Genomic DNA, 24,709 nt, shown 5'->3' with positions numbered 1-24,709 from the left:
AACCTCTCACCAGCGTTGCGCGAGGACCCGTTCGATCACCACGGCCACGCCGTCCTCGTTGTTGGCGACCGTCCGGCCCGACGCGGCGGCGATCGCAGCGGGGTGGGCGTTGCCCATGGCGTACGAGCGACCTGCCCAGGTGAGCATCTCCACGTCGTTCGGCATGTCACCGAAGGCGATGACCTCCTCATGGGAGATGCCGCGCTCGGCGCAGCACAGCGCGAGCGTGCTCGCCTTGGAGACGCCGGGGCCGCTGATCTCCAGCAGCGCGCTGGGGCTGGAGCGGGTGATGGTCGCCCGGTCACCCACGGCGAGGCGGGCCAGGCCGAGAAAGGCGTCCGGGTCCAGCTCCGGGTGGAAGGCGAGGATCTTGAGCACCGGTTCCTTGGCGCCCGGGCCGTCGGGGGCGAGCAGTTCCTCGGCGGGCGCGCGCAGATCCGGAATTTCCATGTGGAGCTCCGGGTACGCCGGCTCCTGGTGGAAGCCATAGGTCTGCTCCACGGCGTACACCGTCCCGGGTGCGGCGTCCCGCAGCAGGTGAACGGCGTCGACCGCGTTCTCCCGGGCCAGCGCCCGGACCTTGACGAAGCGGTGGGCGCCCGCGCCGCCATGGAGGTCGACCACGGCGGCGCCGTTGCCGCAGATCGCCAGTCCGTGGCCGTGGACATGTTCACTGACGACATCCATCCAGCGGGCCGGGCGGCCCGTGACGAAGAACACCTCGATGCCGGCGTCCTCGGCGGCGGCCAGCGCGGCGACCGTGCGGGGGGAGAGCGACTTGTCGTCGCGCAGCAGAGTGCCGTCGAGGTCTGTCGCGATCAGCCGGGGCGGAACGGTGGAGGACGGGGTCTCGGGCTCGCGGGTCGCTGAGGTCACGGGCCTCATTCTCGCGCATATGCCCGCACGGGCGTGCGAGAGTCCGCACAGTTGAGTGGTGACGCTGCTCACCAGCCGCGTCACACCCCGTCATGATCAGCGCAGCTGTGCCGGGGCCTCCAGGGCGATCTGCTCGAAGACCTTCTCGTCCGCCGCGAAGTCGGAGTCGGGGATCGGCCAGTGGATCACGATGTCGGTGAAGCCGAGTTCCTTGTGCCGGCCGGCGAAGTCGACGAATGCGCCGAGGGACTCCAGCGGACGGCCGCGGTCCGGGGTGAAGCCGGTGAGCAGGATCTTGTCGAGCTCCGTCACGGAACGGCCGACCGCGGTGCAGGCGTCCGCCAGCTTCTCGGTCTGGGCGCGCAGGGCTTCCACGGACTGCTCGGGGGTACCGGTCTCGTACAGCGCCGGGTCGCCGGTGGTCACCCATGCCTGACCGTGGCGCGCGGCGAGCCGCAGACCGCGCGGTCCCGTCGCGGCCACCGCGAACGGCAGCCGGGGGCGCTGGACGCAGCCCGGGATGTTGCGCGCCTCGTGCGCGGAGTAGTGCTCACCGGTGTACGAGACGGAGTCCTCGGTGAGCAGCCGGTCGAGCAGGGGGACGAACTCACCGAACCGGTCGGCGCGCTGGCGCGGGGTCCAGGGGACCTGGCCGAGCGCGGTGGCGTCGAATCCGGTGCCTCCCGCGCCGATGCCCAGGGTGATCCGGCCCCCGGAGATGTCGTCGAGGGAGATCAGTTCCTTGGCGAGGGTCACGGGATGCCGGAAGTTCGGCGAGGTCACCAGGGTCCCGAGGCGCAGGCGCTCGGTCACGGCGGCCGCGGCCGTCAGCGTCGGCACGGCGCCGAACCAGGGGCCGTCGCGGAAGGACCGCCATGACAGGTGGTCGTAGGTGAACGCGGTGTGGAAGCCGAGCTGCTCCGCACGCTGCCATGCGGAACGCCCGCCCTGGTGCCAGCGGAGGTGGGGCAGGATCACGGTGCTCAGGCGCAGGCTCATGGGTCGAGCGTAAAGGGAGGCGAGGAACGGCCGTGTCCCCCACCTGGCCGGAGGGCCCCGCGCGACGAGGCCGACCGGGCCGTCCAAGCCGTCGGCGGCCGGGCCGGGCCGGGGTCAGCGGGCCCCTGGGAAACGCAGATACCGCGGGGGCACGGTCCGGGTGAGCCACACCCCGTTGGCGGTGACATGGAAGACATGGCCGTCGCGGTGCATGGCGCCGGCGTCCACGGTCAGGACGACCGGGCGTCCGCGCCGGGCGCCGACGCGGGTGGCGGTCCCATGGTCCGTCGAGAGATGCACATCATGCCGGTTCATCGGCCGGAGGCCCTCCGCGTGGATTCCGTCCAGGTGACGCGGCACGGTCCCGTGGTAGAGGTACGCGGGCGGAGGCGCCGGAGGAAGCCCCAGCTCCACCTCGATGCTGTGCCCCTGGTGGGCCCGGATCCGACCGCCCTCGATCGCAAAGCGCTTCTTGTCGTTGCGGACGACCACATGATCCAGCTCGTCGCGGGTGATCCGGAAACCGTGCGAGGCCGCTGCGGCGAGCAGTGCGTCGATCTCCACCCAGCCGCCCTCGTCGAGCGTGAGCCCGATCTTCTCCGGCTGGTGCCGCAGGTGTTTCGAGAGGTACTTCGACACCTTTACGGTGCGTCTCTCATCGTTTCCTTCTATCATCCTTCTATCGTGCGGGAGAGACGAAGATCACGCACAAGATTTTTTACGGATGTTTGATCCACAAGCAAGTGCGGTTATCCACAGGCAACTTGACGATTCTGTGGACAACTGGCGCCCTCTCTGGGTCGGTTCGTCAACCATGCGTGATTTCAGGCGATGTGCGCTGAGGATGTTCAACGGGCTTGTCCCCAGGCATGGTTGAGGTCAGCGCGATGACAGGCGCCCCAAGGTGTCAAACGCCAATAAGGGTGATTCAGAGCCGAGTTGACGATGCCCCCCGAGGTTGAACCGTGTCAGCCATCCCATGGGAGTCAGCCTTCAACCAGCCCGGTACACGGTTGAGTTCGCCGCCGCCCACCTCAGTGCAGACTGCATTCCGCCGCGTCCCTCGGACTCCGACGGCGGAAAGCAGGAAGCCCACCGAACTCATCGAATCCGAACACGACTTGGCCCGACAGGCACCCAACACCCCCCGAACAGGCTCGCAGAGCAGGCTCATGACGTGCGGCATCCCCAACCGGGCCGTCACAGAGGCGGATCAAGCCGTGCGATCGCCCGTAGCGCTCCGGGTGCGAAGCGGGACAGCAGACGGGCGCCGCGTGCCTCCGGGGTGATGTGCACGACCGCCTGGTCGCGCACGACGGCCCGCAGGATCGCGGCGGCGACCTTCTCCGGTGGGTACCCCCGCAGGCCGTACCAGCGGGTCGCTCTCCCCCGCCGCCGCTGCTCCTCCGCCGCGTCCACCCCCACGAAGCGCGCGGTCGAGGTGATGTTCGTGTGGACGAAGCCGGGGCAGACCGCCGACACCCCGATGCCCTGCCCGGCCAGTTCCGCGCGCAGGCACTCGCTGAGCATCAGGACCGCCGCCTTGGAGGTGCTGTAGGCGGGCAGCGCCTTCGAGGGCTGATAGGCGGCCGCCGACGCGATGTTGACGATGTGGCCGCCCTGCCCGCGCTCGGCCATCAGTCGTCCGAAGAGCCGGCAACCGTGGATGACGCCCCACAGGTTGACGTCGAGAACCTCGCGCCAGTCGTCGGTGGTCGTGGCGAAGAACGAACCGGACAGACCGATCCCGGCGTTGTTCACCAGGACGTCCACCACGCCGTATGCCTCGCCGACCCTCTCGGCGAGCTTCTCCATGGACCGTTCGTCGGAGACATCGGCCGTCTCGGCCCAGGCCCGCCGGGCGCCGCTCAGCCGGGCGAGCTCCGCCGTGCGGACGGCACTCTCGGTGTCCCGGTCGACGGCCACCACCCGCGCGCCGGCCTCGCCGAAGGCGCACGCCGCGGCTCGCCCGATACCGCTGCCCGCACCGGTGACCAGGACGAGCTGTCCGCCGAAGCGGTCCGCGTGGCGCCCGCTCGCCACCGGGACCGGCCTCTCGTCCTCGACGGAGGTCACGAACTCGGTGATCCAGTCAGCCAGTTGATCGGGACGGGTGCGCGGGATCCAGTGCCCGGCGGGCAGCGTCCTGCGGATCGCCCCAGGCGCCCACCGCTCCAGATCGTCGTAGAGCCGCGGCGAGAGGAACACGTCCTCGACGGGGGTGATCAGCTGCACGGGCGCGTGCGCACGGGCGTCGGCGCGCGGATGCCTCAGCCGGGACCGTATGTTGTCGCGGTACAGCCAGGCGCCATGGGCCGCGTCGGCGGGTAGGGACGGGGTCGGATAGTCATCGCCGGGCACCTTCTCCATGCGCCGGAGGATCCCCGGCCACCGTCTGCCGAGCGGTCCGCGCCAGGCCAGCTCCGGCAGCACGGGTGTGTGCAGCAGGTACACATACCAGGACTTGGCGCCCTGACCGAGCAGTTGACCCACCCGGCGCGGAGTGGGACGGCTCACCCGCTGCTTGATCCAGTGTCCGAAGTGGTCGAGGGACGGCCCGGACATCGAGGTGAAGGACGCGATCCGGCCCTCGGTGCGCTTGACGGTGACGAATTCCCAGGACTGCACGGAACCCCAGTCGTGCCCCACCAGATGCACCGGCCGGTCCGGGCTGACGGTGTCCACCACCGCCAGGAAGTCGTCCGTGAGCTTCTCCAGGGTGAAGCCGCCGCGCAGCGGCTCGGGAGCCGTCGACCGGCCGTGGCCGCGGACGTCGTACGACACCACATGGAACCGCCCGGCGAGGCGGCCGGCCACCTCCGACCACACCTCCTTGCTGTCGGGATAGCCGTGCACCAGCACCACCGTGGGCTGCTCGGGGTCACCCAGCTCGGCGACGCACAGCTCGACCCCGCCCGTGCGCACCCGGCGCTCGCGCGCCCCTGTGAGAGTCATGCGTCCTCCGCCCGATCCGTTCGCGGCCCCGTCCGTTCGCACCGACTGCGGTACGTGTCCGTAAGGTGACACGGCGAATCTCGCAGCTGCCCGCCGCCGACGTCAACGGCGCTGCCCGGGCCTGTGGAAAACCCAGGAGGCGGTAGCCCTCAAGGCGGGCGACCCCTAGGGTCCTGTACGACTGGAGGGGGAGGCCAACACGGCTCTGCGGTCTGATGACGTGCGTGGCCCCCGTCACTACCGTCGTCGACGTGACTGTGATCGTGACCGAAAGCCTGAGCAAGCGGTTCCCCAGGGTGACCGCACTTGACCGGCTCTCCATGGACGTCGGACCCGGTGTGACGGGTTTGGTCGGCGCCAACGGAGCCGGCAAGTCCACACTGATCAAGATCCTGCTGGGTCTGTCCCCCGCCACCGAGGGCCGCGCCGAAGTGCTCGGACTCGACGTCGCCACCAGGGGTGGCGCCATCCGTGAGCGCGTCGGGTACATGCCTGAGCACGACTGCCTGCCGCCCGATGTGTCGGCCACGGAGTTCGTCGTCCATATGGCGCGCATGGCCGGTCTGCCGCCGACGGCCGCCCGGGAGCGCACCGCGGACACCCTGCGCCATGTCGGTCTGTACGAGGAGCGCTACCGGCCCATCGGCGGCTACTCGACCGGTATGAAACAGCGGGTGAAGCTCGCCCAGGCCCTGGTCCACGATCCGCAGCTGGTCTTCCTGGACGAGCCGACCAACGGCCTCGACCCGGTCGGCCGCGACGAGATGCTCGGCCTGATCCGCCGGGTCTACACCGACTTCGGCATCTCGGTCCTGGTCACCTCCCATCTGCTGGGCGAGCTGGAACGCACCTGCGACCATGTCGTGGTGGTCGACGGCGGCAAGCTGCTGCGCTCCAGCTCCACCCGGGACTTCACCCAGACCACCACGACCCTCGCGATCGAGGTCACCGACACCGATGAGCACCCGGACGGCACCCGCGCGATGCGCGAGGCGCTCCAGGAGCGCGGGGTGACCGCGCAGGACGGCAGCGGACTGCCGGGCGCCGGTCACATCCTGCTGCTCACCTCGACGGGCGAGGAGACCTACGACCTGGTCCGGGACGTCGTCGCCGAGCTGGGCCTCGGACTGGTCCGCATGGAGCAGCGCAGGCACCACATCGCGGAGGTCTTCAAGGACGACGACGCACAGCGCGACGACGCGGCGCAGCCGGACGGCACCGCACAGCGGAAGGAGGCGGTCGGCCATGGCGGTTGATCAGCCCACGGCCCGTGAGGCCGAGCAGACCCGGATCCACAACATCGGCTACCGCTCGTACGACGGCCCGCGCCTGGGCCGTGCCTACGCCCGCCGGTCCCTGTACTCGCAGTCCCTGCGCGGCGCCTACGGCCTCGGCCGCTCGGTGAAGTCCAAGGTGCTGCCGATGCTGCTGTTCGTGGTGATGTGCCTCCCGGCACTGATCATGGTGGCGGTCGCGGTCACCACCAAGGCCAAGGACCTGCCCATCGAGTACACCAAGTACGCGATCATCATGCAGGGCCTGATCGGCCTGTACGTCGCCTCCCAGGCACCCCAGTCGGTCTCCCGTGACCTGCGCTTCAAGACCATGCCGCTGTACTTCTCCCGCCCCATCGAGACCGGCGACTATGTCCGCGCCAAGTACGCGTCCCTGGCTTCGGCGCTGTTCATCCTGACGGCCGCGCCCCTGCTGGTCCTGTATGTGGGCGCGCTCCTCGCCAAGCTGGACTTCTCCCACCAGACGAAGGGCTTCGCCGAGGGACTGGTCTCCGTGGCCCTGCTCTCGCTGTTGTTCTCCGGGATCAGCCTGGTCATCGCGGCGGCCACGCCCCGGCGCGGCTTCGGCATCGCGGCCGTCATCGCCGTGCTGACGATCTCCTACGGAGCCGTCTCCACCATCCAGGCCATCGCGGCCGTGCACTCCGGCAACACCCTCACCGCGATCTGGGCGGGGCTGTTCTCCCCCGTCACGCTCATCGACGGTGTGGGGACCGCCTTCCTCGGCGCGTCCTCCTCCTACCCCGGAGGGCACGGTCCCTCGGCCGGGCAGGGAGTCCTCTTCCTGCTGGTCGTCCTGGGACTCGTCGCGGGCTGCTACGGCCTGCTGCTGCGCCGCTACCGAAAGGTGGGAGCGTGACCTTCCCGCCCGCCGCCCGCCACCACGCCTTCGAGGAACGGCCGCGTCCATGAGCACTCTCTCCATCGACCACGTCTCGCGCTGGTTCGGCAACGTGGTCGCCGTCAACGACATCACCATGACCGTCGGCCCCGGTGTCACCGGTCTGCTGGGCCCCAACGGCGCCGGGAAGTCCACCCTCATCCATATGATGGGCGGCTTCCTGGCCCCCTCCCACGGCTCCGTCACCCTCGACGGACAGCCGGTGTGGCGCAACGAGCAGATCTACCGGCAGATCGGCGTCGTCCCCGAGCGCGAGGCGATGTACGACTTCCTCACCGGCCGCGAATTCGTCCTCGCCAACGCGGAGTTGCACGGGCTGGGCGCGAAGGCCGCACAACGCGCCCTCGCCACGGTCGAGATGGAGTACGCGCAGGACCGCAAGGTCTCCACCTACTCCAAGGGCATGCGGCAGCGGGTGAAGATGGCGTCCGCCCTGGTGCACGACCCGTCCCTGCTGCTGCTGGACGAGCCCTTCAACGGAATGGACCCGCGCCAGCGGATGCAGCTGATGGAGCTGCTGAGGCGGATGGGCGCGGAGGGCCGCACGGTGCTGTTCTCGTCCCACATTCTCGAGGAGGTCGAGCAACTCGCCTCCCACATCGAGGTGATCGTCGCCGGCCGGCACGCGGCGAGCGGTGACTTCCGCAAGATCCGCCGTCTGATGACCGACCGCCCGCACCGCTACCTGGTCCGCTCCAGCGACGACCGGGCACTGGCCGCCGCGCTGATCGCCGACCCGTCGACGTCCGGCATCGAAGTCGATCTCGCCGAGGGCGCCCTGCGCATCCAGGCGGTCGACTTCGCCCGGTTCACGGCCCTGCTGCCGAGGGTGGCCCGCGAACAGGGCATCCGGCTGCTCACGGTCTCGCCGTCCGACGAGTCCCTCGAGTCCGTCTTCTCGTATCTCGTCGCGGCGTAGGAGGCCGAAAGATGTACGACCCCACAGTCGCCCGGCTCACCTACCGGGGCCTGCTCGGCCGGCGCCGGGCCCTGATCCTCGGCGCGCTGCCCGCTCTGCTGATCGTGATCTCCGTGGTCGTCCGGGTGCTGACCGGCGCCGACGATCAGGTGGCCAACGACGTCCTCGGCAGCCTGGCCCTCGCCCCCATGGTGCCGATCATCGGTGTGATCGCCGGCACCGGCGCGATCGGACCCGAGATCGACGATGGCTCGGTGGTGTATCTGCTGGCCAAGCCGGTGAAACGGTCCACGATCATCTTCACCAAGCTGATCGTCGCGATCGCCGTCACCATGGCGTTCTCGGCACTTCCGACCTTCATCGCGGGGATGATCCTCAACGGCAACGGACAGCAGATCGCCGTCGCGTACACGGTTGCCGCGCTGGTCGCCTCCATCGCCTACGCCGCGCTGTTCCTGCTGCTCGGCACGGTGAGCCGGCATGCGGTGGTCTTCGGCCTGGTCTATGCGCTGATCTGGGAGTCGCTCTTCGGCTCGCTGGTGGCCGGGGCGCGGACGCTCAGCGTTCAGCAGTGGGCGCTCGCGGTGGCCCACAAGGTCTCCGACAGCACGCTGGTCACCTCGGACGTGGGCCTGACCACCGCGACCGTGCTGCTGGTCGTGGTGACCGTGGCCGCCACCTGGTACGCGGGACAGAAGCTGCGGACGCTGTCGCCGGCGGCCGAGGAGTAAGGGGACCCGCCCTCGGGGCCGGGCGGAGCCTCCGCCCGGCCCCGAGGGTTTTCCCCGCTCTTCTTCTTGCGTTCTCTTGCGTTTTCCGAATGCGTTTTTGACAGTGGCTTCACACCCGCCCGGGCACACTTGGGCAAAGGGGGTGTACGCGGTTTGCGGGAAGGACCGGGGATGGCAGCGGAGGCACCACGCGGAGACGGCGACGACACGGGCGGGAACGGGGACGACTGGGACGGCGTCGTGCTCGACGAGGACTTCATACGGTCCGCGGTGAGCATCGAGCCCTCGGGACGCGCCCGGATGCTGGCCGCACGGTGGCGCCGCGAAGCGCCCGATCCCCAGCCCTGGCGGTCCGACGAACCGCCTGCCGGCTGGTTCTTCAGCAAAGCGCGGCGCCGCAGGTGGCGTCGCCGCTAGCGGGTTCCGCACGCCGCTCGGCTCTCCGGATTCAGCCGCTCGGCTCTCCGGTTTTATTCGGTGGCGTCCGAAGCGAGCGCCCGGCACAGTGGTGGTGTCCACGACGCCGGAGCGAGTCGGCGCCACCTTCTGGGAGAGGAGCTGGGCGATGCCCATGCACGGCAGTTCGTCGAGCTCCCGACAGGGCAGCCCGCGACGGGTTCCGGAGTAGGTATCCCTCCGTAGAACCCCGCCGCACGGGAGCTGCCCGGGGCGGCCGCTTCGAGCGCGCGATGCATATCGCGCGGGCCGCCCACCCGGAGGATTGGCCGAGTGGTAAGGCACCGGCTTGCTAAGCCGTGGTCGGGCTGGAAAGCCCGCGCGCGTTCGATCCGCGCATCCTCCGCGAAGACCCGAGCGTTTCCCTCGGGTGTCTATCCCAGCAGTCGCTCCAGCACCACCGCGATGCCGTCCTCCTCGTTGGAGAGGGTCACCTCGTCCGCGACGGCCCTGAGTTCCTCGTGGGCATCGGCCATGGCCACGCCGTGCCCCGCCCACGCGAACATCGGTATGTCGTTCGGCATGTCACCGAAGGCGATCGTGTCCGCGGCCTTGATCCCCAGACGGCGGGCCGCCAGCGACAGCCCCGTCGCCTTGGACAGGCCCAGGGGGAGAAGTTCCACGATCCCCTCGCCCGCCATGGTCACACCGATCAGTCCGTCGGCGGACTGCCGTGCGGCCTCGGCCAACGCGTCGTCGCTCAGCCTCGGGTGCTGGATGTACACCTTGTTCAGCGGCGCCGACCACAGCTCCGCCGGGTCGTGGACCGGCTGGTACGGCAGCGGTCCCTCATGGACCCGATAGCCCGGGGTGACCAGGACCTCCCCGTCCAGTCCGTCGCGGCTCACCGCCAGCATCAGCGGGCCGACCTCGGCCTCGATCTTCGCCAGCGCGAGGGTCGCTGTCTGCCGGTCCAGGGTCACCGACGTCAGAAGCCGTCGCTCCCCCGCGTCGTACAGCTGTGCTCCCTGGCCGCACACCGCGAGGCCCCGATAGTCGAGATCGTCCAGGATGTGCTGGGTCCAGGGGACCGCACGCCCGGTGACGACGATATGTGCGGCACCCGCCGCGGCGGCCGCGGCGAGTGCCTCACGCGTACGTTCCGAGACCGTGTGGTCGGGACGCAGAAGCGTCCCGTCGAGGTCGGTCGCGATCAGTCCGTACGGAAAACCGGCGGGTTCGGCCGTGCTCACTTGGCCACGGGCTCCAGCAGCTCCCGGCCGCCCAGGTACGGACGCAGGATCTCCGGCACCCGTACGGAGCCGTCGGCCAGCTGGTGGTTCTCCAGGATCGCCACGATGGTGCGCGGTACGGCGCACAGCGTGCCGTTCAGCGTCGCCAGCGGCTGCACCTTCTTGCCGTTCCGCATGCGCACCGAGAGCCGGCGGGCCTGGAAGGAGTCGCAGTTCGAGGTGGAGGTCAGTTCGCGGTACTTGCCCTGGGTGGGGATCCACGCCTCACAGTCGTACTTCCGTGAGGCCGAAGAGCCCAGGTCGCCCGTGGCCACGTCGATGACCTGGAACGGCAGCTCCAGGGCGGTCAGCCACTGCCTCTCCCAGTTCAGGAGCCGCTTGTGCTCGTTCTCGGCGTCCTCGGGGTCGACGAACGAGAACATCTCGACCTTGTCGAACTGGTGGACGCGGAAGATGCCCCGGGTGTCCTTCCCATAGGTGCCGGCCTCGCGGCGGAAGCAGGGCGAGAAGCCCGCGTAGCGCAGCGGCAGCTTCTCCGCGTCGATGATCTCGTCCATGTGGTACGCCGCGAGCGGGACCTCGGAGGTGCCGACCAGATAGAAGTCGTCCTTCTCCAGGTGGTACACGTTCTCCGCGGCCTGGCCGAGGAAGCCGGTGCCCTCCATGGCGCGGGGGCGGACCAGGGCCGGCGTCAGCATCGGGGTGAACCCGGCCTCCTGGGCCTGCGCGATCGCCGCGTTGACGAGCGCCAGCTCCAGCAGGGCGCCGACGCCCGTGAGGTAGTAGAAGCGCGAGCCGGAGACCTTGGCGGCGCGCTCGACGTCGATCGCGCCGAGTCCCTCGCCGAGCTCCAGGTGGTCCTTGGGCTCGAAGCCCTCGGCGCCGAAGTCGCGGATGGTGCCGTGGGTCTCCAGGACGACGAAGTCTTCCTCGCCGCCGACCGGGACGTCGGGGTGCACGAGGTTGCCGAGCTTGCCCAGGAGCTGCTTGGTCTCCTCCTCGGCCTCGTGCTGCTCGGCGTCGGCGGCCTTGACGTCGGCGGCGAGCCGGCTCGCCTTCTCCAGCAGCTCGGCCTTCTCGTCGCCGGAGGCCTTGGGGATCAGCTTGCCGAGCGCCTTCTGCTCGGAACGGAGCTCGTCGAAGCGGACGCCGGACGACCTGCGCCGCTCGTCGGCGGAGAGGAGGGCGTCGACGAGCTCGACGTCCTCACCACGGGCGCGCTGGGAGGCGCGTACACGATCGGGGTCCTCACGGAGCTGGCGAAGGTCAATCACCCCTCAAGGCTACCGGTGCGGAGTTCCGGCTCACGACCCTGTATTCGGATCCATGACCCATGATCCGTTATGGGGTCATTACGGCGCGTGTCAAGGAAAGTGGTGTCGGGCCCCGAAAGTGGTCACTCGGGCCTTGGGGCGTTGACCTGACTTCCTTGTGGAGAACGGGATTTGGAGCGCGCTTGTCCACAGGCATCCCCAAGAGGCGGGTGGTTATCCACAGGCTGTGCGAAAGATCTGTGGACTACGGAAGTGATCGTTCCGGAAGGTGGGCTCGGGAGGCAGAATTCCGGGCTCAAACCCGAATCTGCGACCCTTTCGGGCGTAAAAGGGTCGCCCTAAAGGGTTGATCGAAAGAAACAGGTGGACAACGACAAGGGAAGGGGTGGTGGACGGGCGGGGAGCCGAGGAAGGATTTGTCGACTCCGTGATGCGACGTTGTCGACTTGTCCCCAGATCGAGATGCCCACCTGTGGATAACTTCTGTGGATAGCGAAAATCTGCAGGTAGGACCGGACACCGTGGTGCCGACAGCCTAGAACCGGCCGTCCTGGCAGCGTGCCACCCAGTCCGCCGCCGCCATGAACTCGCCGTCCGATGTCCCCGCCGGCGGGGCGGTCAGGTCGTCCTTCTTGATGTCCGCACGGGGATACGAGCCGAGGAAGCGCACCTGGAGACAGATCCGCTTGAGCCCCATCAGCGCCTCGGCCACCCGGCGGTCCGAGATATGGCCCTCGGCGTCGATGCAGAAGCAGTAGTTGCCGATGCCCGCACCGGTCGGGCGGGACTGCAGCAACATCAGGTTGACGCCCCGCACCGCGAACTCGCCCAGGAGATCGCGCAGTCCACCGGGGTGGTCGTCGCGCTGCCACAGCACGATGGACGTCTTGTCCGCGCCCGTCGGCGCCGCCGGCCGGGCCGGCCGGCCGACCAGCACAAATCGGGTCTGCGCGTTCTCCGCGTCATGGATGCCGGTCTCCAGCGCCTCCAGACCGTAACGCGCGGCCGCGAACTCACCCGCGAACGCGGCGTCGTAGCGTCCCTCCTGGACGAGACGGGCACCGTCCGCGTTCGACGCGGCGGACTCCCAGAGGGCGTCCGGGAGATGGGTCTTGAGCCAGTTGCGCACCTGCGGCTGTGCGGCCGGGTGTGCGGTGACCGTCTTGATCTCGGAGAGCGTCGTACCGGGCCGGACCAGCAGCGCGAAGGTGATCGAGAGCAGTACCTCGCGGTAGATCATCAGCGGTTCGCCCGCGACCAGCTCGTCGAGAGTGGTGGTGATCCCGCCCTCCACCGAGTTCTCGATCGGCACGAAGGCGGCCTCCGCCTCACCGCTGCGGACGGCGTCGAGGGCCGCCGGGACCGACACCATCGGGACGAGTTCCCGGGTCGCGGCCTCGGGCAGCGTACGCAGGGCGACCTCGGTGAAGGTGCCCTCAGGACCGAGATACGCATAGCTGGCAGGCATGACCTCACCCTAATGGGCAGCGCCCGGCCGCACACGGTTCGCACCGGCGGCGACGGCCCCCTGCCCGAGGCCCCGCACCGGGACGACCCGCGGATCACCCCTCCAGCAGACGCTGCCCCACATACTCGCCCTCCGCGGCGCCGCCCGGCACGGCGAACAGGCCGCTGGCCTCATGCCGGATGTACGACGACAGGGCGTCCCCCCGGTCGAGCTTGCGCTGCACGGGGACGAAGCCCCGCACCGGGTCCGCCTGCCAGCAGACGAACAGCAGGCCCGCGTCGGGTGTCCCGTCCGCATCGAAACCGTCGTGGAAGGAGAACGGACGGCGCAGCATCGCGGCGCCCCCGTTCTGGTCGGGGCGGGAGATACGGGCATGTGCGTTCATGGGCACGACCGGGGAGCCGTCGGCACCGGTCTTGTCCAGGTCCATGGCGGTCGTCTCGGTACCCCCGCTGAGCGGTGCCCCGTCGGCCTTGCGGCGTCCGATCACCTCCTCCTGGGCCTTGGCCGAGAGCTTCTCCCAGTCGTCCAGAAGCATGCGGATACGGCGTACGACGGCGTAGGAGCCGTTCGCCATCCATGCCGGGTCTCCGGAGGCGGGCACAAAGATGCGCTGGTCGAAGTCGGTGTCGGCCGGCTGCGGATTGCGGGTGCCATCGATCTGGCCCATCAGATTGCGGGCCGTCATGGGGCGCTCGGTCGCGCCCGGCGAGCGATTGAAGCCGTTCATCTGCCAACGCAGCCGTGCGGCGCCGCCCGTCTCCTTCTGCAGGGTGCGCAGGGCATGGAAGGCGACCAGGGCGTCATTGGCGCCGATCTGCACCCAGAGATCGCCGTTGCTGCGGGACGGGTCGAGGTGGTCGGAAGAGAAGTCGGGCAGCGGGTCCAGGGCCGACGGCCGCTGCTTCTCCAGTCCGGTTCGGGAGAAGAAGCCGTTGCCGAAGCCGAAGGTGATCGTCAGGGACGACGGACCGGCGTCACGGGCGACACCGGTGTCGTCATGGGTGGCTGCCTCGCCGGCCATCAGCCGCGCGGCGGTCGTCGACCAGCGGCGCAGCAGTGCGGCAGCCTCCTTGCGTCCCGCACCCGCCGCCAGATCGAAGGCGACGAGGTGACCACGGGCCTGGAGGGCGTCGGTGATACCGGGCTGATGTTTCCCGTGAAACATCGCCCGGTCCGCCCCCAGTGAGGCCAGGGGGGTGGGCTTCTCCGTGGATGCCGCGGCGTATCCGGCGGCCCCGCCCACCGTGCCCAGCGCGAGTCCGGTGGCACCCGCGGTACCCAGGAGCCGTCGCCGGGAGATCACGGCCTTCTTCAGCTGGGAAGAGGTCCCCTCGGCGGGTGCCTCCGGTGTGGACTGGTCAGCCATGGTGTGATTCAGCCGATCTTCGCGTTCTTGGTCACGGTCACCTGGTCGATGTCGGACGTCCGCACGGTCACCGAGATCTTCCAGTCGCCCGCCATGGGAATCTGCACGCCGTTCGCCGCCCAGTGTCCGGTGGCGATGCGCTCGGGATCGACGGACAGCGGGCCGATGCTCTTGGCCGAGAGGGTGAAGGCGACCTTCACCTCGGGGACGTCGAAGGCCTTGTCGTCCGGTCGCGTCACAAGGATGTGCATCGCATTGCTGCCGACACGGGCCGGTTCGAGGGTGAGCTGTGCGGTGCCCTTGCCGTCCTGGCCGCCGGTGTCGAAGGGGATCTTCAACGACAGCGGTTCGCTCTGCCGGGCCGAGGAGGAGGTGGCGGCCCTGGCCGCCTCCGCCGTGCGCCCCGGTTCGGTGGTCGTCAGTGCGGTGGTGACGGCCAGCACCACGAGGGCGACGGCCGCCTCGGCGAGCACGGAGCGGCGTAGTCCCGAACGGACCGGATCGGCGTCGCGGATCCGCCTGGCCCGCGCGGTGGCCATCGCGGCCCGTTGCCGGGCCAGCTGGGCGGCGCGCTCCGAAGGGTCGGACGGACCGTCGGACCCGCGTCCGGAGCCGGCACCGCGACCGGAGACCTTCGGCTTCTCGCCGTCCTCCGGGGTATCCGGGCCTTCCCCCGCTTCGGAGGCCGTCCCGGAGGCCGTCCCGGAGGCCGTCTCGGGGTCTTCGGCACGGCCGGCTCCGGTGCCCTCGGTCGTGGTCCTCGCCGTCACCGTGGACTGCGTACCGTGCGTCGAGGCATGCGCGTTCGCCGCCTCGGCCGGTGTGTCCGCCAGCCGTGCCGTCCAGCGTCGTGAGCCCCAGGCGATACCGATGACGACGGCGATCAGACCGACCTTCGACAGCAGCAGTTGTCCATAGGTCGTCCCGGTCAGCGCCGACCACGATCCGAGCTGCCGCCAGGACTGATAGATCCCGGTCGCGGCCAGCGTCAGGACGCTGCCGAAGGCGATGCGCGAGAAACGCCGTACGGCCGCCGCCTCGATCGAGGGTGCCCGGTACAGCGCGACGAGCAGGGCCGCGAGGCCGCCCAGCCAGACGGCGACGGACAGCAGATGCAGGATGTCGACCGGCATCGCGAGGCCGGTCTGGATTCCGGTCGAGGCGTGTTCGGCCATCGCCCAGGTCGCCGCCAGGCCCGCCGCCACGACGGCCCCGCCGATGGCGAGCCCGAAGGTGAGGTCCCTCTTCTCGGCCGCGAGATCCGCGGCGTCCGCGGCATTCGCGGTATCCGCTGCACTCGTGGAGTCCGGCTCCGCCGCATCACCCGTGCCAGGGGATGCGGGGGACCCGCTCGCCCCGGCGTCCGGGACACCGGCCTCACCACCGGCGTCCGCCGTCTCCGCACCGTCGGCGTCCCGTCGCACATACGCCCCGAAGAGCACCGCGACAAAGAGCGCCCCCGCCGCGAGCAGCAGCAGCCGGGAGACCAGTGCCGCACCCGACTTGGTCGCCAGCACCTGCCCGATCAGGGAGAGGTCGAAGATGTCGGCGACCTTCCCCGAGCCGGTGTACGAGCCGCGTAGTAGCAGCAGGGCGAGCGTCGCGGCGGTGAGCGTCACCCACCCGGTGACCACGAGGCGCTGCACCGCCCGCACCCCGGCACCGCGCTGCCAGCAGGCCAGTACGAAGGCCGCGCCGCCGACCAGGAGGATGAACCCGGTGTACGACACATACCGCGCGAACCCGTAGAGCCCGCCGACGACCCCGCCGCCCGCGGCCTGCTCGGTGGGGGAGACCGTGGTCGCGGACGGGGCGCCGATCGAGAAGGTGAAGGCACCGGCGACCGGATGGCTGTCCGCGGACACCACCTGGTAGGTGACCGTGTAGGTGCCGCGGGCCAGCCCCGTGCGCACCTTCACCCCGTACACCGTCCCGGTCGTGTTGAACGGCTTGCCGGTGTCGACGCGCTGCCCCTTCGGATCGAGGACCCGCAGCGAGTTGCCGGAGAACGCCACCTGCTCGGAGAAGGTGAGGGTGACCCGGGTGGGTGCGGTGTCGACCACCGATCCCTGTGCCGGATCACTGCCGAGCAGTGCGGCGTGTGCGGAGGCGGGGGCGGCTCCGCCGAACAGCACGCCCACGACCACGAGCAGCAGGGCCGGCACCAGGCGGGCCGCTCGGATACGGAGCGTGCGCGGGAACGCCGTACGGGGGTTCCTCCGGATGTGCCCGTCGGGAGCGATGGCCTGCGTCACGTGATCCCTCTCTCAGTGTCCTGTCTTCGGGTTGTACGTGGCCGATTCGACCGGCATCTCGACCGTGACCGTGCCGGATTTGGTGAAGTGCAGTTGCACGGACACCTTCTCGCCCTGCTTCGGCTGATGGGTGAGGTTCTCGAACATGACGTGGTTTCCGCCGCTCGCGAAGTCCAGCCTGCCGTCGGCGGGCACGGTGAACGAGGTCTCCTCCCGCATCTCGCCGCCCTTGGTGGAGTGCAGCGTGACATCGGGGGCGAGGTTGCTGGTGGCGGAGGTGAGGGTGTCGCTGCCGCCGGAGTTGGTGACCGTGAAGAAGCCGGCCGCCATGTCGCTGCCGACCGGAGCGGGCATATAGGCGCCGGTGATCTTCAGCTCGGGCTCGGCGGAGGCCGACCCGCCGTGGCCGCCGCAGCCGGCGAGCAGCAGTCCCGCCGCCGTCATCGCGACGGTACGGCCGAGACGGCGGGTCACGGGTTCTCCCCCTTGATGATCTTGGGGAGGTCCTTGGTGTAGTCGTCGACGGTGGCGTCCTGCCCGTACACCACGTACCCCTCGTCGGTCTTCGGAGAGAACGCGATGACCTGGGTCCCATGCGTGGAGACGATTTTGCCGTCCTTCTCCTTCTTCGGCGGCTCCACGCTGATGCCGAGGGAGCGGGCGCCCGCCTGGACGGTGGCGAAGTCACCGGTCAGGCCCACCACCGCGGGGTCGATGCCCTTGAGCCAGGTGCCGAGTGCGGAGGGCGTGTCGCGCTCCGGGTCGGTGCTGACGAACACGATCCGCAGCGAGTCCTTCTGCGCCCGGGTCAGCTGCTTGTCCTTCTCCACCTCCTTCTTGGCGACGGCGAGGTTGTTCATCGTCAGCGGGCAGACGTCGGGGCAGTGGGTGTAACCGAAGTAGATCAGCGTCGGCTTGCCCTTGGTCTCCGCACGGAGGTCGAACTGCTTGCCGTGGGTGTCGGTGAGGACGAGATCCGGCTTCTCGAACGGCTGGTCGAGGACGGTCGCGGCCCGGTCGGAGCCGGGCTCGGCGGACACCACGGCGACCGGCTTGTCGCCGTCGCCGGACCCGCAGGCGGAGAGGGTGAACGCGGCGGCGGCGAGCAGGGCCCCGACGACGAGTGTCTTCTTCTTGCGCATGGAAAAATGTCCCAGATGTCAGTTCTCCGGCCCGCGCCGGGGTCGTACGCCGTGTGTCACGGCGATGGTGCACGACCCCGGCGCGGATGCGGAGACGGGTGGATCAGGAGGCGCTGGTGCGCCGGCGGCCGGCCAGAACGCCGTACGCCACGCCCGCCGCACCGACGACGATGCCGACGATGCCGAGGACGCGGGCGGTGGTGTCGCTGCCGCCGGTGTCGGCCTGGGCCGTGGTGTCCTTGGCGGCCGGGGCGGTGGAGCCGTCCGCGGAGGCGTCCTTGGCCGCCGCGCCGTGGCCGTCACCGGAGGCGGCGCTCAGCTCCAGCACCGGAGCCGGGTTGTCGGGCTCCTGCTGCCCCTTCTGCTGCGTCTCGATCCAGCGGACGACCTCGTTGTTGGAGTACGTCTGCAGGGCCTTGAAGACGAGCTGGTCGGCGTCCTCGGGAAGCTGGCCGACGGAGAGCGGGAACTTCTGGAAGTAGCCCGGTTCGATGCCCTTGCCGTTGGCGGTCCAGGTGACCTTGGTGACGGCCTCGTCGATCTGCTTGCCGTGCACCGTCAGCGGCTTGTCGAGCTTGGACTTGGTGACGACGGCGGTCCAGCCGGGGACGGGCTGCGGCATCACCGAGGCCAGCGGGTGGTCGGTCGGGAGGCTGACCTCCAGCTTGGTGGTCGAGGCGTTGTCACGCTCGTTGGGGACCTTGAAGTCGACGACCGCGTACCCGCCCTTGGCGGCGGCGCCCTCCGGCTGCACGGTGACATGCGCGAAGGCGGGTGCGGACAGGACGAGGACGGCGGACGCGGCGGCGACACCGGCGACGGCGAGACGGGAAGCCTTGAGGGAACCGTTGATGGCCTTCATGACTGAGAGCACTCCACTCCGAGTGAGAGTCCGTTGAGGAAGGTGAGCTGTGTGTGCAGGGGGTGGCCACGGTTGTGGCGACGGGCACACGCGCATGCCGCACGACGGCGGCCCCTCCGTGAGGACGAGTGGGGTGGCGCGTCGTGTCAGGCAGCGAGGGAGTAGGGAGTGGAGGACGGCGGCCCACGCCGGACCACCGTGTGCTGGAGCACGGTCGTCCGCGGCTTCGGCGGTACGAGGAACGCGGTGCGCGGGGCGCGCCGTGCCGCCGCCTCGGGTGACCCGGGGAGTCCGGCCAGCAGAGCGCGCACCAGCGCGAACGCCGACCGCAGGGCCCGTACGAGCGCCCCCTCGGCGACTCCGTGCGCCGACAGCCGCATCAGCCGCAGCAGTGCCATGTCCCCGTGGCGCAGCACCCATCCGGCGGCGACAGCCGCGAGCACATGGCCGAGCAGCATGGTCAGGGACGGCAGAAGCCCGGCGGCGGCCGACAGCGCGTCCGCCGGGTGGTGCGCGACGGTCGTGTCCGGGCCCGAGACGAGCCGCGCGTCCGCGAGGATCTTCTGGGCCTGTGCCGGGGAGAGGGTCGCCGCGGTGGCACCGCACAGCAGGTGTGCGGCCCGGGCCACCAGCGTGGCGTCGGCCGTGGCCGCCGTGTTCGAGGCCATCGGCAGGGCACCGGAGTGCTGGCCGAGCCCGAACAGTGTGTGCAGGACGGCCTGGCCCGCGGCGAGGAGCGCGACGATGCCCGGCAGGGAGCGCTCCCGTCCGGCGAGCGCGGCCGCCACGATGAACACACCGAGGAAGCCGAGGCCCACCGTCCACAGCGGAACCGTGGCGCAGGAGGCGAGCCCGTGCCCCGCAGCGGCCAGCACGACACAGACCGCGGCGAACACCGCGGCCCGCAGAAGCCGGAGATCGCATCCGGCGCGCGCCGTGCGCGGGTGGGGGGCACTCATGGCGGGCTCATCATCCCACTGGCGTCACCGGCTTCGTAGGGCGGGTCCACAAGATGGCTTGCATGGCATCTGTCCGGCGATCGGAGGATCGGGGAGGAGAGCAGTCACCTGGTGCCACCTGGTGAGTAGCGCCCCATACACCGTTTTCGTGTGGAGGCGCATCCGCCGCACGGGCGAGATCGCGCCGAGCGGGCGATTGCGCCCCGGCCTGCGCGGCAATACGTAACCGTATGTCGAGCCGCGGCCGGGAGGCTGGAGCATGAGCATCTGGTGGTCACTCCATCTGCGGCGCGAAGCGGCGAGCGTGCCGCTCGCCCGACGGATCCTGCTGGGCACGATGGAGAGCGCGGGCGTCGACCCGGACATCTCCTACGACCTCTGCGTCGCGCTCAGCGAGGCCTGCGCCAACGCGGTCGAGCACGGCGGCGCCGTGGCGCCCGGCGCCACGCCCGAGGCATACCGGGTCACGGCCTATCTGGAAGGCGAGACCTGCCGCATCGAAGTCGCCGACGCCGGCCCGGGCTTCCCCTCCGGAGGACCGTGCCGCCCCGTCCTGCCGGCCCGCGCCGAAGCCGAGCACGGCCGCGGTCTGTGCCTCATCCAGGAACTCGCCGACCATGTGCACATCGGCAACAAACCGGGCCGCGGCGGCGCGGTGGTGTGCTTCGACAAGACCCTCAAGGGGAAGCAGGGCACGCCGCTGCCGGTCGTGTGACGAGGCGCGCGAAGCCCCCGTATCCCAGAGTCCCCCGTATCCCATATGTATGGCCGGATACCGTCCGTCGGTACCCGGCCGTACGCCCTTCCGTCAGCCCTTCAGGGCGGCCATCCACGCCTCGACCTCGTCGGAGCGGCGCGGCAGGCCCGCCGAGAGGTTCCGGTTGCCGTCCTCGGTGACCAGGATGTCGTCCTCGATGCGGACGCCGATGCCGCGGTACTCCTCGGGCACGGTCAGGTCGTCCGCCTGGAAGTACAGACCCGGCTCGACGGTGAGCACCATGCCCGGCTCCAGCGTGCCGTCCACATAGGTCTCGACGCGCGCGGCGGCACAGTCGTGGACGTCCATCCCGAGCATGTGGCCCGTGCCGTGCAGGGTCCAGCGGCGCTGCAGGCCCAGCTCCAGGACGCGCTCCACCGGGCCCTCGACCAGACCCCACTCGACCAGCTTCTCGGTCAGCACCCGCTGGGCGGCGTCATGGAAGTCGCGGTACTTGGCGCCCGGCTTCACGGCCGCGATACCGGCCTCCTGGGCCTCGTACACGGCGTCGTAGATCTTCTTCTGGATCTCGCTGTAGGTGCCGTCGACCGGCAGCGTGCGGGTGACGTCCGCCGTGTAGTACGTGTGGGTCTCCACGCCCGCGTCCAGCAGCAGCAGGTCACCGGAGCGGACCGGGCCGTCGTTGCGTACCCAGTGCAGCGTGCAGGCGTGCGGGCCCGCCGCGCAGATGGAGCCGTAGCCGACGTCGTTGCCCTCCACGCGGGCCCGCAGGAAGAACGTTCCCTCGATATAGCGCTCGGAGGTGGCCTCCGCCTTGTCGAGGACCTTCACCACGTCCTCGAAGCCGCGCACGGTCGAGTCCACGGCCTTCTGCAGCTCGCCGATCTCGAACGTGTCCTTGACCAGCCGCGTCTCGGAGAGGAAGACCCGCAGCTCCTCGTCCCGCTCGGCGGTCACCTTGTCGTGCAGCGCGGACTCGAGGCCGGCGTCGAAACCGCGGACCACCCGGACCGGTCCGGTGGCCTCCTTGAGCTGCTCGGGCAGTTCGCGCACGTCCGAGGCCGGGATGCCGTAGAGCTGCTCCGCCTCGGCGAGCGAGTGGCGGCGGCCGACCCACAGCTCGCCCTGGCCGGAGAGCCAGAACTCGCCGTTCTCACGGTCCGAGCGGGGCAGCAGATAGATCGTCGCCCGGTGGCCGTCCGCGGTCGGTTCGAGGACCAGGACGCCGTCCTCGGTCTGGTTGCCGGTGAGGTAGGCGTACTCGACGGAGGCGCGGAAGGGGTACTCGGTGTCGTTCGAGCGGGTCTTGAGATGGCCCGCGGGGATCACCAGACGCTCGCCCGGGAAGCGCGCGGAGAGCGCGGCGCGGCGGCCGGCGGTCTCGGCGGCCTGGGCGACCGGCTTCAGATCGTGCAGCTCGGTGTCGGCCCAGCCGGACTTCATGTTCTCGGCCAGCTCGTCGGACACGCCCGGGTACAGGCCGTTCTTGCGCTGCTTGATCGGCTCTTCGGTCTCTTCCGGGGTCGCCGGAGTGAGCTCGTCCGCCACGGTCATCCTCCTTGAATACGGCACTGGGCCTCCTCCATCGTACGTTTGCGGTGAAGGGGGCCCATTAGGGGAAGACCTGTTACCGAGGGCAGCCGCCTCCTCACTCGAACCGGGCCGCCAGCAGGACGACATCCTCGGCGTTCTCGGCGTCCGCCCGGCCCATGCCGTCCGGCAGCATGGTGCGCAGGATGTGGTCGGCGACGGCGCCCGGATCGGTGCGCACCGGCCGCGGCACGCTCGCGGCGGCCGTGTGCAGCCGGGCGAAGGCGCGGTCCATGGGCTCGCCGGTGCGGTGCAGCAGACCGTCGGTGTAGAGCAGTACGGTCTCGCCCGGCTCCGCGATCAGTTCGATGCTCGGCGCCTCCCAGCAGGCCAGCATGCCCAGGGGCGCCGAGAGCGAGCTCTCCACGAACTCCGTGCGCCGCGGGCCGATCACCAGCGGAGGGCTGTGCCCGGCCCCGGCGAGCGTGAGTCTGCGCGCCGTGGGCTCGCAGTACGCGAACAGGGCGGTGGCGGAGCGGGCGGGTTCGGTGAGTCTGAGCAGCAGTTCCAGATCCGACAGCACTGCGACCGGGTCCTCGCCCTCCATCACGGCGTAGGCGCGCAGCGAGGCCCGCAGCCGGCCCATCGCGGCGACCGCGCCTGGACCCGACCCGGTGACGGACCCGACCGCGAGGCCGAGCGCGGCGTCGGGCAGCGGGAGGGCGTCGTACCAGTCGCCGCCCCCGCGCGGACCGGTGTGGCGCCGTGCGGCGAGCTGGACGCCGGCGGCCCGGGGCAGCCGGGCGGGGAGCAGATCGTCGGCGATCGTCCGCATGGCCGCGCGGGTGCGCTCGATCTCGACCATGCGGGCCAGGTGCTCGGCCGCGTAGCGGGCGTAGAGACCGACGAGATGGCGCCGGCGCTCCACCGGCTCGGCCGGTTCGTCGTAGAACCACACGGCGGCGCCGAGGCGTCCGGTCGCCTCGGCGGACAGGGGGAGCGCATAGCTGGCGGCGTAGCCGAGCCTGGCGGCCACCTCGCGGTGGCGGGGGTCGAGGCCGTCCTCGGAGAACAGGTCGGGCTGGGCGGTCTCCCGCTCGGCGCCCGGATACCCGTCCAGGATCCTGCCGTACGCCGTGCAGCCCCGCGGCACGGTCTCGAGGTGACCGAGGTCGGCGCGGGCCAGGCCCAGGCCGGTCGTGGTGTCGGGGCCGAGACCGTCGCAGGGTTCCAGCACCACGAGACCGCGCCGGGCGCCCACGAGGGCCGCTCCGGCGCGCAGCAGTTCCTGGAGCGCCTCGGTGAGGGAGCCGGTGCGCGCCAGGCGTTCGGTGAGTTCATGGAGGGTCGTCAGATCGGAGACCCAGCCGGCGAGCCGGTCCTGGAGGACGGCCTCCGGGGCGGCTGGGGCGGGTGAGGCGGCCGAGGGGACGTCCGGGGCGGCGGGCATCGGCGCGACAGTGTGTGCGGGAGGGGGAACCGTTGAATCGATTCCGGCCACTTTCGGAGGGTGAGGGGCGTTCATGGTGTCCGGCTTCCGGACCGGCGCGTATTGCTCGCTGGCATCGCAAACCCCCATGTCAATCTGCGCCGCTGGCAGTGGCTCCACATGTACACGCATTCGTGAGGAGATGTCCAGCATTGTCCTGCTGGGATTCCTGGTGTCCGTGTGGCTTTCGTACTCTCTTGTGGAAAAGCAAAGTTGGCTTGAAACAGACTGGGGTGGGACCCTCTTGGGGTCGACTGGCCTTGTTCGACGGAGCGTCGCAACGGTCGTGATGGGTACGTACTCGGTGAAGGCCAGGGGTGGTTGGGAATCACCCGGAACCTGGCGCCGGACCCGGGCGTCTTAACCACCGACGACCGAACCCCATCCTCCCGTGGTGGAGGCGGCCGGCAGGAGCGGGACGGCATAGCGCCAGGCGCCGCCACCCCACGCCATGCCCATGCTGGTGATGGGCGCAGTATGGACGCGGACGCAGCCGATGCCCGGCCCGGAGGGGTTCCCCTTACTCAAGGCGGGGGCGCGATGCGCCGGCAGGTACGCACAGTGAAGTGATCGACACATGGTGTGATGTGGTCCTCGGTGTTGCCAGGCGTGCAACGGAAAGGAACGAGCGCTCATGCGCGAGATCCTCGGAAGGCGACGCAGGCTCCTGTCCGGGCGGGACGACGGGAGGCCCGAGCTGATCAGCGCGGCCCTGACCTTCGCGACCGCATGGCAGTGGCCTGTTCTCCCGGGTGTGGCCCCCGATCCGCAGGGGCGTGCCCGCTGCGGATGCCCCGACCCGGAGTGCACGGTGCCCGGTGCGCACCCCTTCGATCCCGGGTTGCTCGCGGCCACCACCGACGAGCGCATGGTGCGCTGGTGGTGGACCAACCGGCCGTCCGCCCCGATCGTGCTGGCCACCGGGGGTGAGGCGCCCTGCGCGGTGAGTCTGCCCGCCCTTGCCGCCTCGCAGGCGCTGGTGGCGCTCGACCGGCAGGGCATGCGCCTCGGCCCGGTGGTGGCGGCACCGCACCGCTGGGCGATCCTCGTGGCGCCCTACTCCATGGAGCGGCTGGGCGAGTTGCTCTACGCCAAGGACTTCGTCCCTGGATCGCTGCGCTTCCACAGCGAGGGCGGCTATCTGGCGCTCCCTCCCTCCGAGACCGGCCGTGGGGAGATCCGCTGGGAGCGGGCGCCGCTGCCCGGCTCCGCCTCGCCCTGGGTCCCCGATGTGGAAGCGGTGGTGGACGCCGTCGTGGAAGCCCTCACTCGTACGGGTGTGAGCGCGCCCGAGTTGTGAGGGTGTCCGGCGCGCGGC

At 70.3% G+C, this 24,709-nt stretch carries 22 protein-coding genes and 1 tRNA gene; 8 read left to right on the top strand and 15 right to left on the bottom strand.

What is annotated here, in order from left to right:
- Nucleotides 1-6: 6 nt before the first annotated feature.
- From CP978_RS17165 to CP978_RS17150, 4 genes are all read right to left on the bottom strand, one after another.
- Nucleotides 7-876: an HAD-IIB family hydrolase gene (locus tag CP978_RS17165; protein ID WP_043441923.1), complete on the bottom strand. Its 870-nt coding sequence runs from the start codon at nt 874-876 to the stop codon at nt 7-9.
- A gap of 96 nt (nt 877-972) precedes the next feature.
- On the bottom strand, nt 973-1,875 hold the full coding sequence (locus CP978_RS17160) for an LLM class flavin-dependent oxidoreductase (RefSeq protein ID WP_043441921.1): 903 nt from the start codon (nt 1,873-1,875) through the stop codon (nt 973-975).
- Nucleotides 1,876-1,989: 114 nt separating this feature from the next.
- Entirely contained in the window at nt 1,990-2,550 is a 561-nt protein-coding gene (locus tag CP978_RS17155) for an RNA 2'-phosphotransferase (protein ID WP_043441919.1), read from the bottom strand.
- 525 nt (nt 2,551-3,075) lie between these two features.
- On the bottom strand, nt 3,076-4,830 hold the full coding sequence (locus CP978_RS17150; protein ID WP_043441916.1) for an SDR family oxidoreductase: 1,755 nt from the start codon (nt 4,828-4,830) through the stop codon (nt 3,076-3,078).
- A gap of 257 nt (nt 4,831-5,087) precedes the next feature.
- On the opposite strand from CP978_RS17150, the gene CP978_RS17145 reads away from it, so the two are divergent.
- The 6 genes from CP978_RS17145 (at nt 5,088) to CP978_RS17120 (ending at nt 9,478) form a co-directional block, all read left to right on the top strand.
- The gene (locus CP978_RS17145) at nt 5,088-6,086 is read left to right on the top strand and encodes an ABC transporter ATP-binding protein (protein WP_043448807.1); all 999 of its coding nucleotides are present in this window, start codon (nt 5,088-5,090) and stop codon (nt 6,084-6,086) included.
- On the top strand, nt 6,076-6,984 hold the full coding sequence (locus CP978_RS17140) for a membrane protein (RefSeq protein WP_043441913.1): 909 nt from the start codon (nt 6,076-6,078) through the stop codon (nt 6,982-6,984). Before CP978_RS17145 ends, CP978_RS17140 begins: the two co-directional genes overlap by 11 nt.
- Before the next feature lie 49 nt (nt 6,985-7,033).
- Complete coding sequence (locus tag CP978_RS17135) at nt 7,034-7,945, top strand: ABC transporter ATP-binding protein (protein WP_043441909.1); 912 nt, start codon at nt 7,034-7,036, stop codon at nt 7,943-7,945.
- Nucleotides 7,946-7,956: 11 nt separating this feature from the next.
- Entirely contained in the window at nt 7,957-8,676 is a 720-nt protein-coding gene (locus CP978_RS17130) for an ABC transporter permease (protein WP_043441905.1), read from the top strand.
- 171 nt (nt 8,677-8,847) lie between these two features.
- Nucleotides 8,848-9,093, top strand: coding sequence for an SGM_3592 family protein (locus tag CP978_RS17125; RefSeq protein WP_043441902.1), 246 nt, complete (start codon nt 8,848-8,850; stop codon nt 9,091-9,093).
- A gap of 298 nt (nt 9,094-9,391) precedes the next feature.
- Nucleotides 9,392-9,478, top strand: a tRNA-Ser gene (locus CP978_RS17120).
- A gap of 28 nt (nt 9,479-9,506) precedes the next feature.
- Here the strand turns inward: CP978_RS17120 and CP978_RS17115 are convergent.
- From CP978_RS17115 to CP978_RS17075, 9 genes are all read right to left on the bottom strand, one after another.
- On the bottom strand, nt 9,507-10,325 hold the full coding sequence (locus CP978_RS17115) for an HAD family hydrolase (RefSeq protein ID WP_043441899.1): 819 nt from the start codon (nt 10,323-10,325) through the stop codon (nt 9,507-9,509).
- Nucleotides 10,322-11,599, bottom strand: coding sequence for a serine--tRNA ligase (serS, locus tag CP978_RS17110; protein ID WP_043441896.1), 1,278 nt, complete (start codon nt 11,597-11,599; stop codon nt 10,322-10,324). The genes CP978_RS17115 and serS overlap by 4 nt, the downstream gene beginning before the upstream one ends.
- A 535-nt stretch (nt 11,600-12,134) precedes the next feature.
- Nucleotides 12,135-13,067 (bottom strand): prephenate dehydratase, encoded by a 933-nt coding sequence (gene pheA / locus CP978_RS17105; protein WP_043441893.1) that lies wholly within the window; start codon nt 13,065-13,067, stop codon nt 12,135-12,137.
- Between the two features lie 94 nt (nt 13,068-13,161).
- Nucleotides 13,162-14,436, bottom strand: coding sequence for an iron uptake transporter deferrochelatase/peroxidase subunit (gene efeB, locus CP978_RS17100; RefSeq protein WP_043441889.1), 1,275 nt, complete (start codon nt 14,434-14,436; stop codon nt 13,162-13,164).
- 8 nt (nt 14,437-14,444) lie between these two features.
- A complete protein-coding gene (locus CP978_RS17095; RefSeq protein WP_227745634.1) occupies nt 14,445-16,601 on the bottom strand; it encodes a copper resistance CopC/CopD family protein in 2,157 nt (718 codons plus the stop codon).
- A gap of 102 nt (nt 16,602-16,703) precedes the next feature.
- Nucleotides 16,704-17,135 carry a copper chaperone PCu(A)C gene (locus tag CP978_RS17090; RefSeq protein WP_043448803.1) on the bottom strand — a complete coding sequence of 144 codons (432 nt, stop codon included), beginning with the start codon at nt 17,133-17,135 and terminating at the stop codon, nt 16,704-16,706.
- A gap of 26 nt (nt 17,136-17,161) precedes the next feature.
- Entirely contained in the window at nt 17,162-17,833 is a 672-nt protein-coding gene (locus tag CP978_RS17085) for an SCO family protein (RefSeq protein WP_043441886.1), read from the bottom strand.
- A 103-nt stretch (nt 17,834-17,936) separates the two neighbouring features.
- A complete protein-coding gene (locus CP978_RS17080) occupies nt 17,937-18,695 on the bottom strand; it encodes a YcnI family copper-binding membrane protein (protein WP_043441883.1) in 759 nt (252 codons plus the stop codon).
- A 146-nt stretch (nt 18,696-18,841) separates the two neighbouring features.
- Nucleotides 18,842-19,654, bottom strand: coding sequence for a hypothetical protein (locus CP978_RS17075; RefSeq protein ID WP_043441880.1), 813 nt, complete (start codon nt 19,652-19,654; stop codon nt 18,842-18,844).
- 259 nt (nt 19,655-19,913) lie between these two features.
- Here CP978_RS17075 and CP978_RS17070 point away from each other — a divergent pair, with 259 nt between their 5' ends.
- Complete coding sequence (locus CP978_RS17070; RefSeq protein WP_043441876.1) at nt 19,914-20,369, top strand: ATP-binding protein; 456 nt, start codon at nt 19,914-19,916, stop codon at nt 20,367-20,369.
- Nucleotides 20,370-20,462: 93 nt separating this feature from the next.
- On the opposite strand, the gene CP978_RS17065 is transcribed toward CP978_RS17070, so the two are convergent.
- Both CP978_RS17065 and CP978_RS17060 read right to left on the bottom strand, forming a co-directional pair.
- Nucleotides 20,463-21,920 carry an aminopeptidase P family protein gene (locus CP978_RS17065; protein ID WP_107070542.1) on the bottom strand — a complete coding sequence of 486 codons (1,458 nt, stop codon included), beginning with the start codon at nt 21,918-21,920 and terminating at the stop codon, nt 20,463-20,465.
- A gap of 100 nt (nt 21,921-22,020) precedes the next feature.
- Nucleotides 22,021-23,544 (bottom strand): PP2C family protein-serine/threonine phosphatase, encoded by a 1,524-nt coding sequence (locus CP978_RS17060; protein ID WP_079162184.1) that lies wholly within the window; start codon nt 23,542-23,544, stop codon nt 22,021-22,023.
- A 481-nt stretch (nt 23,545-24,025) separates the two neighbouring features.
- Here CP978_RS17060 and CP978_RS17055 point away from each other — a divergent pair, with 481 nt between their 5' ends.
- The gene (locus CP978_RS17055; protein ID WP_150478240.1) at nt 24,026-24,691 is read left to right on the top strand and encodes a bifunctional DNA primase/polymerase; all 666 of its coding nucleotides are present in this window, start codon (nt 24,026-24,028) and stop codon (nt 24,689-24,691) included.
- Nucleotides 24,692-24,709 lie beyond the last annotated feature (18 nt).

It is taken from the genome of Streptomyces nodosus, assembly GCF_008704995.1.
GTDB lineage: Bacteria > Actinomycetota > Actinomycetes > Streptomycetales > Streptomycetaceae > Streptomyces > Streptomyces nodosus.
The sequence above is the reverse complement of the archived record's forward strand: the minus strand, read 5'-3'. Positions and strand labels throughout refer to the sequence as shown.